Below are 14,218 nucleotides of genomic sequence, written 5' to 3'. Positions count from 1 at the left end.
TAGCTTTATGGACGACTGAGCACATTTTAACCCATTTTTCGTTGAAAACATTTAAGTACTCTTCTGTCCAATATGGGAAACTCGTGAGCAGACGGGAGGGATAAAAATGAAGGCAAAGGTCAGGATATTGGACATGTACAGCGGTAGATACTCGGTCTTTATCAACGAGAAGGAGGCAAAAAAGGTAAAACTCCACCCAGATGACCTCGTCAAACTTGAAGCCGGAAAGAAGACCGTCTATGGTAGTGTTGTTATCAGCAACCTCGTAAAAGAGGGGGAGATAGGAGTCAGCAAGGACATACTTCAGCTCCACAACTTCTCCGATGGTGAAATCGTCACTGTAGTGCCCGGGGGAACCCCGGAGAGTGTCCGCTACATAAAGAAAAAGATGAGGGGAGAGAAGCTCAGAAAGGTCGAGATAGAGGCAATAGTCAAGGACATCGTCGACAGAAAGCTCAGGGACATAGAGATAAGCTCGTTTGTTACCTCACTTGAGATAAACGGCCTCGACATGGATGAGATAGCTGCCCTAACAATAGCGATGGCAGAAACTGGAGACATGCTCGACATAGACAGAAAGCCCATCATGGACGTTCACAGCATCGGTGGTGTCCCAGGAAACAAGACCAACATCCTGGTTGTCCCGATAGTGGCAGCAGCAGGCCTGACCATACCAAAGACCTCTTCGAGGGCCATCACCAGCGCTGCAGGGACGGCCGACGTTGTCGAGGTCTTTGCGGAGGTCAGCTTCAGCCTAGACGAGATAAAGAGAATAGTCGAGAAGATAGGGGCTTGCCTTGTCTGGGGAGGGGCTCTGAACCTCGCCCCAGCCGATGACATCACGATAAAGTCCGAGCGCGCGCTCAGCATTGACCCGACTGGCCTCATGCTGGCGAGCATAATGTCAAAGAAATACGCCATGGGCAGCCAGTACGTCCTTATAGACATCCCCACCGGCAAGGGTGTCAAGGTCGAGACCGTTGATGAGGCCCGCTCACTGGCGAGGGACTTCATAGAGCTTGGAAAGAGGCTCGGCCAGTACGTCGAGGTTGCCATAACCTACGGAGGCCAGCCGATAGGCCACACGGTCGGCCCGGCTCTTGAGGCAAGAGAGGCCCTTCAGGCTCTGATGACCGGCAAAGGCCCCGGAAGCCTAATAGAGAAGGCCACCGGGCTTGCAGGAATCCTCCTTGAGATGGGCGGTGTTGCACCAGCGGGAATGGGTAAGAAGATGGCACGTGAGATACTCGAAAGCGGTAAGGCATACCAGAAGATGCGTGAAATCATCGAGGAACAGGGCGGAAACCCAGACATCAAGCCCGACGACATTCTAATCGGTGACAAGACCTACACCTTTACCGCGCCGACGAGCGGTTATATCACCTCGATAGACAACAAGGCAATAACGGGTATAGCGAGAGCTGCCGGAGCACCGGAGGACAAGGGGGCTGGAATAGAGCTCTACGTCAAGGTCGGTGAGAAAGTCAAGGAAGGAGACCCGCTCTTCACCATCTACGCCGAGAGCGAGGTGAGACTCGACCAGGCGATAGTCTTTGCCAGGAGGGCCGAGCCAATAAGAATTGAGGGAATGGTTCTCCAGCGGATCGGCAATATCTGAGGGCCGCAGAATTTTCGTTTCTCGTTTTTATCACCCTATTTCTGGAGTTCCGTGTTTTTAGTCCGCTTTTTGCCATTTAAGTTCATCAGAGAGCGCTGGAAGCCCCCAGGAGCATTTCATAACAATCGAACAAAATGTAACAACTTCCAGGAAAAGTGTAACTAATATTTTTCGAAAATCTGCAAAAGGGCATCTGGATAGGGCTTTAGCGCCGTTCCCCAACAAAAGCGAATATTTGAGGCATTAAACCGGCAGGAGAGCCAGTTTTCAAATTTCAAGACCTCACAAGCCGTTGGAAGTCTCATGGACATGGGTGTGCATGAAGTCTTTAGAGTCGCAACGTTGGAGAGAACCGGAAATTAACCTACGAATGGTACCCGAATGGAGGCATCTCCAACCCCCGAAACTGCACCATTATCAAAAGACTTATAAGATTCAAGGTCGCTTACAGCTTTTAGAGACAAATGAGGGAAAAAGCCGCCCTGTTGCAATAAGACTCTAGGAGAATTGAAAGCAAGGACGTGGATCCACAGGCGGTCATCGTTCTTGTCGGTTGCAATAAGACTCTAGGAGAATTGAAAGCACCTTAAAAGACTCAGTTGAATTCTTGTGATAACTGTTGCAATAAGACTCTAGGAGAATTGAAAGTCGAGTTCATTAACGACTTCCTAAAACGCAAAAACAACGTTGCAATAAGACTCTAGGAGAATTGAAAGCACCCAATACCTCAAAGGCCTCAACGACTTCGATGTGTTGCAATAAGACTCTAGGAGAATTGAAAGCGGGACTGTCGTCTCGAACATCACAACCAACTACACCAAGTTGCAATAAGACTCTAGGAGAATTGAAAGCGGTTATCATTGTATCACTCTCCTGTCTCTGTAGATGGTTGCAATAAGACTCTAGGAGAATTGAAAGTATTGAGGGCATAAAAAAGCGCCTTCAAGACATAATTGTTGCAATAAGACTCTAGGAGAATTGAAAGTGATAGTAAGTGTTCCACGAGAAAAAATAAAATAAGGTTGCAATAAGACTCTAGGAGAATTGAAAGGACTACATCAGGGTCTACGACACGGCTGGGACGTACAGTTGCAATAAGACTCTAGGAGAATTGAAAGCAGATCGTTAAAAGCCCTGACAAGAGTCTAGTCCTTGTTGCAATAAGACTCTAGGAGAATTGAAAGAAGCTAGTCATGGCCCCTGACATCATGCACAATGACAGTTGCAATAAGACTCTAGGAGAATTGAAAGTAGTAGTGCGTAGGGTGGTGGTTCGTCATTTGCTATAGTTGCAATAAGACTCTAGGAGAATTGAAAGGATTGTTACGATGGCTAATCCGGATGTGGGCATTGACGTTGCAATAAGACTCTAGGAGAATTGAAAGATGAGGTAGTTGATGATGTCAAAGAGGTCGTCGTCAGTGAGCGTTGCAATAAGACTCCAGGAGAATTGAAAGTAAGCTGACGCCTCTTGAAGTATTTAGGCTTCAGGGTGTTGCAATAAGACTCTAGGAGAATTGAAAGTATTTCTTAAGCTGTCTTTCGTTCCCGGCTATAGTCTGTTGCAATAAGACTCTAGGAGAATTGAAACCCGCGCGTGTCTCCTTTCATTCCCCCACCTTCCTGTTGCAATAAGACCCCAGAAGAATTGAAAGAGACGGCCGCGGTCAAAGGCTGGTTTGGGGCCGTGGAAGGTTGCAATAAGGCCCCAGAGAATTAAAAAGACCCTTCACTCCCGCTTCCTGTGCCGCTCGTACCAACCCCACTCCTTCTTGGGACCGAAGGCCCTAACACCCTTCTCGACGAGGGTTATCCTGAGCTCCTTGGCCATCTCGTGGGTTATCTCACCGCGCTCCTCCATCCAATTGATGATTTCGAGCGCTTCCTCGTCAGTCTCGCACCTCCTCAGAAAATCGATGATGGTTGGGTTGTAGCCGGTGAAATCCATGAGCTCGTCTTCCTCGACAATGGCCTCCCTTTCGTCGGTTCTGTAAGCGTCTATCGGAACGCCTCCCCCCTCAAGCTCCTCATAGAGGTTAGGAAAGGTCTCCTTGAATTCCTCCTTATCGTACTCCTGCCAAGCGAACTCGTCAATGGGGCGTTTCTTCTTCTGCTCGTCCATACCAACACCTAACTGGACTACGGGTCGAGGGTTTATAAACCCTGAGTGGGAGCCCCTAACATGAAGGGCTCTTACTTTTTGGTTATATTGCTCGACAAGGATAAGGAAATAGCGACGAAAGGCAGGACGTTTTCTCTGAAGGGGGGCTACTACGTTTACGTCGGCTCGGCCATGAACTCCCTGGAAAAACGCGTTGCGAGGCACTTCAGAAGGGAGAAGAAGCTCCACTGGCACATAGACTTCCTGCTGAAGGATGCCGAGTTGCTGAGGGCATACTTGATACCGAGTGATGAGAAACTGGAAGAGAAGCTTTCTGTGGAGGTCTCGCTCCATGGTGAACCCGTTGAGGGCTTCGGCGCTGGAGATGTTAAGGTCAGCACAAACCTCTACCGCTTCGAGAGAGAGCCCGACGAGATTTTGATGGAAATTCTAAGGAAGCTCGGCCTGAAGTGGAAAAGGGTTAAAAGTGGGGAGGAGATTATGGAATTCGGTGAGGAAAATGAATCTCAAACTCGGAAAGGTTGAATCTTACATTCATGAGAAGCTTGAGAAGGAAAAGCTCCACTTCGTTCTCCTCGATCCAGACGACATTGGCCCAGAAACGGCCGGAAAAATAGCAGAGATGAGCGAGGAAGTTGGAGTCGATGCGATTATGATAGGGGGCTCAACTGGGGCCGAGGGGGACGTCCTCGACGGTGTTGTAAGGGCGATAAAGGAGAGCTCCAGCCTTCCGGTCATACTCTTTCCGGGCTCCCACGGAGGCATAAACAAGTACGCAGATGCTATCTTCTTCATGAGCTTGCTTAACTCGAGGAATCCCTTCTTCATAACCGGTGCCCAGGCTCTTGGGGCCTTCCAGGTGAAACGCTACGGAATAGAGCCGATTCCAATGGCCTACCTCATAATCGAGCCTGGAGAAACCGTCGGATGGGTCGGCGATGCAAAGCCTATCCCAAGGCACAAGCCAAAACTGGCTGCGGCCTACGCTTTGGCCGGCCAGTACTTAGGGATGCGCCTCGTTTACCTCGAGGCAGGAAGCGGTGCCCCCGAGCCAGTTCCGCCGGAGATGATAGCCGTCGTCAAGAAGGTTATAGACGTCCCGCTAATAGTTGGCGGGGGAATAAGGAGCGGGGAGCAGGCCAGAACTGCGGTAAAGGCGGGGGCAGATATAATCGTTACGGGAACTGCAATAGAGAAAGCCGGCTCGCTGGAAGAGGCTAAGAAGAGGCTGGAGAGCATAATAAGAGGAATCAAAGGATAAAGTCAAGCCTCGGAGAGGACCTTAAAAGTGACGGTTCCTTTCTTAATTATCTTTCTGAGCTCCGAGAGAAGCTTGGGAGCGTCGTCCTCGACTATCTCCATTCTAATTTCACTTATACCCTCCACATCGGGCGGGAAGAAGTGTATGTCGCGAATCTTGCCCCTAACCTTTTCATACAACCGGCCTAAAATTTTTCCCCTGCCCTCATAGGGCAATCTTATGTCAAGTTCAACAATTTGCATACCCATCACCGCTTTATTTTATGAAAGAAGGTCTATATAACCTTTTTCATGAGCGTGGATTATCGAATCCTATCAGGAATATTCCCAGAGGTTATGAAAAGCCACCGCAAGACTTTTCTTTTATCGTTTCGATTTTTATCTTGGTGATGCCCATGCGCGCTTTTATTTCCGTCGATCTTGAGGGGCTCCCCTACATCGTCAGCAGGGAGCACCTCTTCGTTAAAGGGGCCCTCTACAACGAGGCCAGAAGGATAGCGACCGAGATAGTTAAGGTAACCGCAGAGGCCCTCCACAGGAACGGCTTCGATGAGGTCGTAGTTGCCGACAGCCACGGCCCGATGGTGAACGTCATCCCAGAGGAAATGCCCGAGTACGTAGAGCTTGTTAGGGGCTTTCCAAGGCCCCTGAGCATGGTGGCCTTCGCCAAGGGAAGCGATGCAGCGCTCTTCCTCGGCTACCACGCCAAAGCCGGAACGAGCTACGCAACCTTTGACCACACCTACAGCGGGGCTTCGATAGACAGGCTCGAGATAAACGGCGTCGAGGTCAGCGAGTTCCTCCTGAACGCCTACCTCCTCGGGAGCTGGGGAGTTCCCGTAATCCTCGTCGGCGGTGACAGGAGGCTCATCGAGGAGGACGTTAAGAGGTTCACCCCGTGGGTTGAGGGAGTGGCATTCAAGGAATCGCCCTCACGCTATGCAGCCAAAAGTCCAAGCATGGTGAGGCTCAGAGGGGAGCTCCAGGAGGGGATTGCCAGGGCCGTTGAGAGGCTCAAGAACGGTGAGGCAAAGCCGCTGAAAACGGAGGAGCCAGTGAACGTTAGGGTCCGCTTCCTGAGGAGCGACATGGCAGATACCGCTGAACTTCTCCCGTTCATCAAGAGACTGGACGGAAAGACTGTCGAGTTCGAGGCAAAAACCGTGGAGGAAGCCTACAAGGTCTTCGAGCTACTAACCCTCGCGGCGGCTGGAGTGAACGCCATCGTCACGAGGTAAAGCTTAAGTTTCCGGATGGCTAACACCATAACGCCCCCGGGAAACCGCGGGGAGGAGAGCGCCTCGGCGAGCTGTGACCTCCCTTCGCTCCCCGGGGGCACACTAACAGCCCTTGCCTTCGGCAAGCGCTGGCGGAATGTTGTTGACTGTTCTAATGGGTGGTTTTCTTCATAAGCCTATCTGACCTCAACGGGCTTAACAACATCAACTGGCTGAGCTTCCAGCCACCGGCGGAGTGGGAGCTGGTTTACAGGGAGAGCAGTGGGGAAATAGAGAATGGCAACCCAATTAAAGTGAGCTTTTCAACCTTTAAGATGAACAACTACCTCGTTTTGGTCTTCAGGACCAATGGGTACATGCCAGCAATGGATGATGGGCCAAAGGTTGCAGTAAGCGTCGGCGGCGAAACCCACGGACTCTGTCTGCTTTAATCTTCCTCCACATAAGGTGCCGTTATCACCTTCCTTATCTCCCTCGCCTTCTTCGGCCCGATGCCCTCAACTTCCTGGAGCTCCTCCTCCGTGGCGGTGAAAACCCTCTCGACGTTGCCGAAGTGCTTAAGGAGTCTCTTCGCCAGGGTGGCCGAGACGTTGGGCAGTCCCTCGACTATCAACCGCTGCCTCTCGGCGAGAGTTAGGGCCTTCTTCTCGCTCCTGAGCCTTACCTCCTTCTTCCTCTCCTCCTGCTCGCGCTTGGCTAGGAGATAGATAAACTGGGCAGTTTCTTCCGGACCCGAGGAGAAGAGTATCGGAACTCCCCAGTCGAGCGTAACAGCCGCTATAGCGCCTCTAATCGCATTGGGATGGACGTTTCTTATGCCGTAGAGCTGCCCCTCGATGATTATCACGGGCTTCTCGTAGGCCCTCTTCAACCTCTCCACCTGGTCGAAGAGGCGGCCGTCTATTATGGACTGGATGAAGTCGTTGGCGCTCTTGCGCTCTATTCCGACCTCCTCGCTCACCACGTAATCGGCAACGTCAAGCGTTTTCACCTCAACCTCGGCGCCGAGCTCCCTGAGATGCTTTGGCACGCCGCTTCTTAGCTCCCTGCTGTCAACGTAAACGACTATCCCCTTCGGCTTTCTAACGAAAACGGGCTTTATCGGGAGCTTCTCGTAGATTCCCTCCTTCGAGGGCTCGGCCTTTTCGTGTTTCTCCACTTTCTCCTCAGAGGGCTTCTCAGCCTCCTCAATTCCCTCGGCTTTTTCTTCAGCCGGCTTCTTCTTGGGCTTTAGAAAAGCATCGAGGGAAGTAATCTTACCCCTCTTCATATCCTCCCTCTCCTTCATCTCGGCCTCAAGCTCACGGGCGATCTTCCTAATCGCCTCAAACATGCCCTTCTCCTTCCGCCTGGAGCTCCAGTAGTAGGCCTCGTCGCGCGTTCCTTTGGCCATGAGGATTACTACCCTTCCGGGCCTGTGTCTGCCTGTCCTCCCGCGCCTCTGGATGCTCCTTATAGCGGAAGGCACTGGTTCATAGAATACGACCAAATCCACTTCGGGAACGTCCAGGCCTTCCTCACCGACGCTCGTGGCGACCAGAACGCTGAACTCCCCGCGTGAGAACCTCTCGAGAACCTCTTTCTGCTGCCTCTGGCTCATTCCTTTGTCGTTGCTCCTGCTTGCCTGGCCTATGAAGCGCTCGGCGCTGATTCCCATGCTCCTCAGCTCTTCCACTATCTTCTTACCAGTGTCCCTGTAGTTCGTGAAGACGATTATCTTAGAGTTCGGCTTTTTGCTCAGCTGCTCCTTGACGAGCCCCTTCAGTTTCTCCATCTTTGGGTGGTCTACGCCAAGCTCCTTCGCCTGGACGAGGAGGTAGATAATCTTCCTCATGCGGGGGTCATCCATGAGCTCTTTGCTCGATTTCGTCCTCTTGTCCTCGCGGAGCTTTTTGAGGTAGGCCTGCAGAGCCGTCAAACCCTGCGTTTCCAAGAGCTCAATCGCGTGCTGGAGCTTGACTGCTTTAGCCTGGTACATCCTCAGCCTTCCAACTTCATAGTTGCCCTTTGCTACCTCCGCGTTTATCTTCGAGCCCGCCTGAAGAACTTCTCTCTTCGAGATGTCCGGCGAATAAGAACTGACCAGCCCGAACTGGGCGAGGGGCTTGAGGCTTTCCTTGAGCATCTCCCTGAGCAGGGAGCGAACCTCCTTGTAGATGCCAGGGAGCTCTACCTTAACCCACTCGAAGGCCACCCTCTGGACGTAGGGCTTCACGTCGGGTGAGCTCTCGGTTCTAACCTCGACGTGCTCGATGCCGAGGTTTTCAATTATCTCCCTTATCCTCCCCTCGTCGCTTCCAGGGGAGGCCGTTAAGCCAAGGACGAGGGGATTTCTGGCAGTTTTGAGGTATTCCTTAGCTATGAAAACGTAGGCATAGTTGCCCACTGCCCGGTGGGCCTCATCGAAGACGAGCAGGACAACGTCCTCAAGAGAAATCCGCCCCGTTAAAACGTCGTTCTCTATCGTTTGCGGGGTTGCCGTGATTACAACGCTCTTCTCCCAGATTTCGGCCCTCTCCTTCGGGGAAAGCTCGCCCGTGAGAACGTTTATCTTATCTGCTGGGAGGTTGAAGAGCTTTCTGAAGCTCTCAGCGTGCTGAACCGCAAGCGGCTTCGTCGGAGCGAGCATGAGGACTTTGCCACCGTATTTGGAGAGGCGGTAGTCTGCTATGAGCATGGCGATGAGAGTCTTTCCTAACCCTGTCGGCAGGACAACGAGACAGTTCTTTTCCTTACACCGCGCGTAGATGACCTCCTGATAAACCCTGGGCTGGATGAGGTCCCTGCGGAGATACATATTCCTACCTCCCCGGCGAAGTTTATAAACTCTCGGACGAACTCCAGGCATGCTCCTCACCCATCACGCGAAGGAGAGGTTAGCCAAGAGGCTCGCCAAGAGGAGAAGGCTCGAACGGATTTATGAAAAGCTCTGGGACTTCCTCGACCGCTCCAGGAGGATAGAGGTGAACGAGCGGATAGTGATCTTCACAGATGGGAGGAAGTCCCTCGTCTGCTCGAGGCTGGACTGCGAGAGGCTCACGCTAGAAGAGATAAAGGAGCGCGTGGATGGGATAAGCAGGCCCTACGAGTGCGTCTTTCTCGATGACAAGCTCGTGAGGGAAACACTCCCGAGAAAGTTCCTTGAGCTAATTCCGGAGGGCGAATACTGCTTCTACCTCAACAGAGAGAAGCGCTCGCTGTACGTTGGCAGCGAGGAGCCCTTGCTGGTGATAACACTGAGACCGGCGAAGAGGGAAGAGAGAGGAGCGAAAAGCACTTAGGTAACTGGGGCGTAACTTAGTAACGGTGCCATAACCTATACTTCGTGTTCTGAGCCAAACGTCACTATTCTCAAGACCATTACGAAAGGCTACAACCGCCGGGAGCTGATAAAGGACTACGTTGAACGCGGCGGGAAGAGGATTCCCAACCTAAGGTTAGGGAGAAATATGGAATTGAAGTTAGTCTAGAGGAGGGAATTAAAAGCCCGTTATAGGCTCCCAAATCCAGAGAAAGTCATAGAATACATTGAAATGGTAGAAAAAACGCTCGAAGAAGACTTCAACAAGCTTAAACTTTTAACATTAACCTGTTGATATTAGCATTGCAAAAATGAATAATTGGACGGATTTACGTCTATAATTATGAGAGCAAAAATTAGTAGGTGGTCTAAGTGAAAGCTTATCTCTTATTAGAAGATGGGACCATTGTAGAGGGAAAGGGATTCGGGGCCGAGGGAGTCAAGTTCGGAGAGGTGGTCTTTACAACAGCAATGGTCGGTTATCCAGAGTCATTAACGGATCCATCATACAAGGGACAAATTCTGGTCATGACCTATCCACTAATTGGAAACTACGGCGTGCCAAGTAAAGAAATCAGGGAAAATGGCATTCCCCTCCACTATGAGTCAGATAAAATTCAAGTTGAAGGTTACGTGATTTCAAAACTCATGCGACCAAGCCACTGGGCAAGCGAAATGAGCTTAGACGAGTGGCTCAAAAAAGAAAGAATTCCAGGGATAGAGGGCGTTGATACAAGGGCGTTAGTTAAGAAGATAAGGGAAAAAGGAGTTATGATGGGAGCTTTAGCCGTTGGTGATTATGAGAAGGAAGAGCTTGAAAAGATCATGGAGAAGGTCAGAAAGCTAAGTTATGATGAAGCAAATTTCGTTGATAAGGTGACTCCAAAAGAAATAATAATTCATGAACCCAAAAAAGCAGATAAGACCGTTGTTGTGGTTGATTGTGGGATTAAGTATGGTATCCTGCGAGAATTCTTAAAGAGAGGCTTTAAGGTCATAAGGATACCTTACACCTACGACCCAATAAAGGCCTTCGAGGAATTTAACGCCGATGGGATATTCCTAAGCAATGGACCAGGAAATCCAGCTCTGCTAGAGACGTTGGTGGAGAAGGCTAAAGCTGTAATTGAGTACAACGTCCCTACAATGGGGATATGCTTAGGCAGTCAAATATTGGCTTTAGCTGACGGTGCGGAGATTTACAAGCTTAAATACGGCCACAGAGGAATTAACAAGCCAGTCAAAGACCTAAAAACAGGAAAGGTCTTTGTAACGACGCAAAACCACGGCTACGCGGTAAAGCCCGAAAGCTTGAACGAATTTAAAGTCTGGATGATTAATCTCGACGATAAGAGCGTTGAGGGAATTTATCATCCAAATAAACCGATTATAGCGACCCAATTCCACCCCGAGGCTTCTCCCGGGCCTTTAGATTCAACTTGGGTCTTTGACCTTTTTGCAAAACTAATCAAAGGTGATGCCCATGGTTTCTAAAGTCTTAGTTTTGGGTTCCGGTGCAATAAAGATTGGTGAGGCTGCTGAATTCGATTACAGCGGGAGTCAGGCGTTAAAAGCCCTAAAAGAAGAAGGCATTGAAACCATCTTAGTAAACCCAAACGTTGCTACAATCCAGACTAGCCATGAGATGGCGGACAAAGTTTACCTCCTTCCTCTGGATGTCAAATTTGTTGAGGAAGTTATAAAGAAAGAGAGGCCGGATGGAATTTTGTTAGGCTTTGGTGGGCAAAGTGCCTTATCTTTGGGTGTAGCACTCTATGAAAGCGGAATTTTGGATAAATACGGTGTTAAAGTCCTTGGCACACCCATAGAAGGCATAAAGAAAGCCTTGGATAGAGAAAGGTTTAGGGAGACAATGATAAAAGCTGGTCTCCCAATACCACCAAGCGGAGCGGCTAAAAGCGTTGAAGAAGCAATTGAAATAGCGGAGAAGATTGGCTTCCCTGTCATCGTTAGGGTGAGCTTCAACCTCGGCGGTAGAGGCTCTTTCGTTGCTTGGAATAGGAAAGAGTTTGAAAACTATATAATTAGGGCTTTCGCTCAGAGTGAGATTGGCGAGGTTTTGGTCGAGAAATACCTCTATCACTGGAAAGAGATAGAGTTTGAAGTTGTGAGGGATAAAAACGGAAATGCCGTTGCCGTTGCATGCTTAGAGAACTTTGACCCGATGGGAGTTCATACTGGAGATTCCATAGTTGTCGCTCCCTCTCAAACCCTTACTAACAGGGAGTATCAACTCCTAAGGAGCGCGGCAATAAAGGTTGCTGAAGCAATAGGTTTAGTTGGCGAGTGCAACGTCCAGTTGGCTTTAAACCCGAAATCTGAGGAGTTTTACATAATCGAGACAAATCCAAGGATGAGCCGCTCATCTGCGTTAGCGAGCAAGGTAACGGGTTATCCTTTAGCCTATATAGCGGCAAAGCTTGCTTTGGGCTACACCTTAGATGAGCTCTTGAATGGTGTAACTGGAGTTACTACAGCGGCCTTTGAGCCGAGCTTAGATTATGTTGTCGTTAAAGTTCCGAGATGGGACCTAGAGAAGTTTGAGAACGCAAACAAGAGGATAAATTCGGAGATGAAGAGCATTGGAGAAGTTATGGCAATAGGACGAAACTTGCACGAGGCATTCCAAAAGGCAATTAGAATGGTTGATATTGGAGATGAGCTGATTGGTGAATATTACGAAAAGGAAGAACCCTTGGAAGAAGTTATGAAGAGAATAAAGAACTATGAACCTTACATGCCAATGCACATAGCTAAAGCATTAAAGCTGGGGGCAAGCATTGATGAGATTTATGAAGTCACTGGAATAGACCGCTTTTATCTCTACATAATCGAAGACCTTGTTAGAGTGGCGGAAGAGCTAAAGAGGAACCCAACTGAAGAGCTTATAAGTGAAGCGAAGAAGCTCGGCTTCAGCGATAAGCAAATAGAGAGGTTAGTGGGTAAGAAGTTGAAGGAATTCACGAAGCCAAAAATCTTCGTGAAGCAGATTGACACTTTGGCTGGAGAATTTCCTGCAAAGACAAATTATCTGTACATGACCTATGATGCCCAAGAAAACGACATTCCTCACACGGAAAAGCCAAAAGTTTTGGTTTTGGGTGCTGGAGTCTTTAGGATAGGTGTCAGCGTTGAGTTTGATTGGGCAGTTGTGAATTTTGCAAATTCAGCAAAGAAGATGGGGTATGAGGTTATCGTGCTTAATTATAACCCCGAAACAGTTTCAACAGACTGGGACATTAATGATAAGCTCTATTTCGAGGAGATAACCCTTGAGAGAGTTTTGGACATCTACAAGTTTGAGAAGCCCAAAGGTGTCGTTGCCTTTGCTGGCGGACAGTTAGCTAATTCCTTGGCTAAAAAGCTTGAGCAGAATGGAGTTAGGCTTTTGGGAACGAGAGGAACGAGTGTTGATGTAGCTGAAAACAGAGCGAAGTTCTCCAAACTCCTCGAAGATTTGGGAATAAAGCAGCCGCCTTGGACAACTGCGAGGAGCGTCAAAGAGGTCTTAAAGTTCGCCGAGGAAGTTGGGTATCCAGTTATGATAAGGCCAAGCTACGTTTTGAGCGGAACTGCAATGAAAGTTGCCTACAATGAGAAAGAGCTGAGAGAATACCTCTCCTTAGCGGCAAATGTGTCTCCAGAACACCCAGTGGTGGTTTCAAAATTCTTAGATGCCATGGAAGCTGAGATAGATGCTGTGTCAGATGGAAAGAGGGTTGTCGGCGTTACTCTGGAGCACATAGAAAAAGCCGGTGTTCACAGTGGAGACGCTACGATGGTGACGCCTTACCGCTATCTAAAACCCAAGCAAGTTAAAAAGATGCAGGAAATCGCTTTAGAACTTGCTTTGGCTTTAGGAATTAGAGGGCCGTTCAACATACAGTTCTTGGTAAACGATGACGTCTATGTCCTTGAACTAAACTTAAGAACGAGCAGATCAATGCCATTCTCAAGCAAAGCAAGAGGCGTAAATTTAATGGAGTTAGCGGCTCAGGCGGTATTTGATGGGAAGCTCTCAATTGGTGAGAAGTACAAATACTATGAGATACCTCCAAAGGCTTTCGCTGTGAAAAGTCCACAGTTCTCGTGGTCTCAGCTCCAAAACGCTTATCCATTCTTAGGCCCAGAAATGCGTTCCACGGGAGAGGTAGCAGCTCTCGGTAGCGAATTCGAGGATGCACTGCTTAAGAGCTGGCTCTCAGTGAAGCCGAACAGAATGCCCGAAAAGAGCATATTAGTCTACGGCTATGGAAGAGAAAAAGATAAGCTAAGCGAAACAGCTAAGATTCTTGAATCTCTCGGCTACGAAGTATTTACGCTGGAGAACAGCCTAAGCATCGGAAACCCCATAAGCAAAGAGAAGGCAGTAGCGTTAATGAAAAACAGTAAGATCGACTTGGTGATGACCTCTGGCTATGCAAAAGACAGGGATTACAAGGTAAGGAGAACTGCAGTAGACTTAAACGTCCCAATTGTTTTAGATGCAAACCTGGCTTATGAGCTGTCAAAAGCTCTCGCTTGGGCCAAAGAGAACGAGTTTGAAATTAAAGAGCTAAGTGAATATTATGGGATAAAGTTCCGGTAAATACTTCTTTCCTGAAGGAACCTATCAAAAGTCCCAACCTCTAATATCCCCACTTATCTTTTTGATTTTT

General features: G+C 49.2%; 11 protein-coding genes and 1 CRISPR repeat array. Of the genes, 8 read left to right on the top strand and 3 right to left on the bottom strand.

Features of this window, described 5'->3' with window-relative positions; genetic code table 11:
* Positions 1–106: 106 nt before the first annotated feature.
* Positions 107–1,618: an AMP phosphorylase gene (locus E3E23_RS07920; protein ID WP_167907779.1), complete on the top strand. Its 1,512-nt coding sequence runs from the start codon at positions 107–109 to the stop codon at positions 1,616–1,618.
* 484 nt (positions 1,619–2,102) lie between these two features.
* Positions 2,103–3,342: a CRISPR direct-repeat array (repeat unit 30 nt; unit sequence GTTGCAATAAGACTCTAGGAGAATTGAAAG).
* A gap of 5 nt (positions 3,343–3,347) precedes the next feature.
* On the opposite strand, the gene E3E23_RS07915 is transcribed toward E3E23_RS07920, so the two are convergent.
* Positions 3,348–3,740, bottom strand: a complete 393-nt coding sequence (locus E3E23_RS07915; protein WP_167907778.1) for a DUF2095 family protein — start codon at positions 3,738–3,740, stop codon at positions 3,348–3,350.
* Between the two features lie 60 nt (positions 3,741–3,800).
* Here E3E23_RS07915 and E3E23_RS07910 point away from each other — a divergent pair, with 60 nt between their 5' ends.
* Positions 3,801–4,265 carry a DUF123 domain-containing protein gene (locus E3E23_RS07910; protein WP_167907777.1) on the top strand — a complete coding sequence of 155 codons (465 nt, stop codon included), beginning with the start codon at positions 3,801–3,803 and terminating at the stop codon, positions 4,263–4,265.
* On the top strand, positions 4,240–5,001 hold the full coding sequence (locus tag E3E23_RS07905; protein WP_167907901.1) for a geranylgeranylglyceryl/heptaprenylglyceryl phosphate synthase: 762 nt from the start codon (positions 4,240–4,242) through the stop codon (positions 4,999–5,001). Before E3E23_RS07910 ends, E3E23_RS07905 begins: the two co-directional genes overlap by 26 nt.
* 2 nt (positions 5,002–5,003) lie before the next feature.
* Here the strand turns inward: E3E23_RS07905 and E3E23_RS07900 are convergent, their stop codons facing one another.
* A complete protein-coding gene (locus E3E23_RS07900; protein ID WP_167711904.1) occupies positions 5,004–5,243 on the bottom strand; it encodes a hypothetical protein in 240 nt (79 codons plus the stop codon).
* 152 nt (positions 5,244–5,395) lie between these two features.
* Here E3E23_RS07900 and E3E23_RS07895 point away from each other — a divergent pair, with 152 nt between their 5' ends.
* Positions 5,396–6,238, top strand: a complete 843-nt coding sequence (locus E3E23_RS07895; RefSeq protein ID WP_167907900.1) for a M55 family metallopeptidase — start codon at positions 5,396–5,398, stop codon at positions 6,236–6,238.
* Between the two features lie 158 nt (positions 6,239–6,396).
* Entirely contained in the window at positions 6,397–6,669 is a 273-nt protein-coding gene (locus tag E3E23_RS07890) for a hypothetical protein (RefSeq protein ID WP_167907775.1), read from the top strand.
* On the opposite strand, the gene E3E23_RS07885 is transcribed toward E3E23_RS07890, so the two are convergent.
* On the bottom strand, positions 6,666–9,035 hold the full coding sequence (locus E3E23_RS07885) for a DEAD/DEAH box helicase (protein WP_167907773.1): 2,370 nt from the start codon (positions 9,033–9,035) through the stop codon (positions 6,666–6,668). The genes E3E23_RS07890 and E3E23_RS07885 overlap by 4 nt on opposite strands.
* A 49-nt stretch (positions 9,036–9,084) precedes the next feature.
* On the opposite strand from E3E23_RS07885, the gene E3E23_RS07880 reads away from it, so the two are divergent.
* From E3E23_RS07880 to carB, 3 genes are all read left to right on the top strand, one after another.
* A complete protein-coding gene (locus E3E23_RS07880; protein WP_167907772.1) occupies positions 9,085–9,519 on the top strand; it encodes a hypothetical protein in 435 nt (144 codons plus the stop codon).
* Positions 9,520–9,911: 392 nt separating this feature from the next.
* Positions 9,912–11,033, top strand: coding sequence for a glutamine-hydrolyzing carbamoyl-phosphate synthase small subunit (gene carA / locus E3E23_RS07875; protein ID WP_167907770.1), 1,122 nt, complete (start codon positions 9,912–9,914; stop codon positions 11,031–11,033).
* On the top strand, positions 11,017–14,148 hold the full coding sequence (carB, locus tag E3E23_RS07870; protein ID WP_371807532.1) for a carbamoyl-phosphate synthase (glutamine-hydrolyzing) large subunit: 3,132 nt from the start codon (positions 11,017–11,019) through the stop codon (positions 14,146–14,148). The genes carA and carB overlap by 17 nt, the downstream gene beginning before the upstream one ends.
* The last annotated feature ends 70 nt before the right edge of the window (positions 14,149–14,218 follow it).

This window comes from Thermococcus sp. CX2, from assembly GCF_012027555.1.
GTDB lineage: Archaea > Methanobacteriota_B > Thermococci > Thermococcales > Thermococcaceae > Thermococcus.
This window is presented reverse-complemented; position numbering and strand designations above follow the sequence as displayed.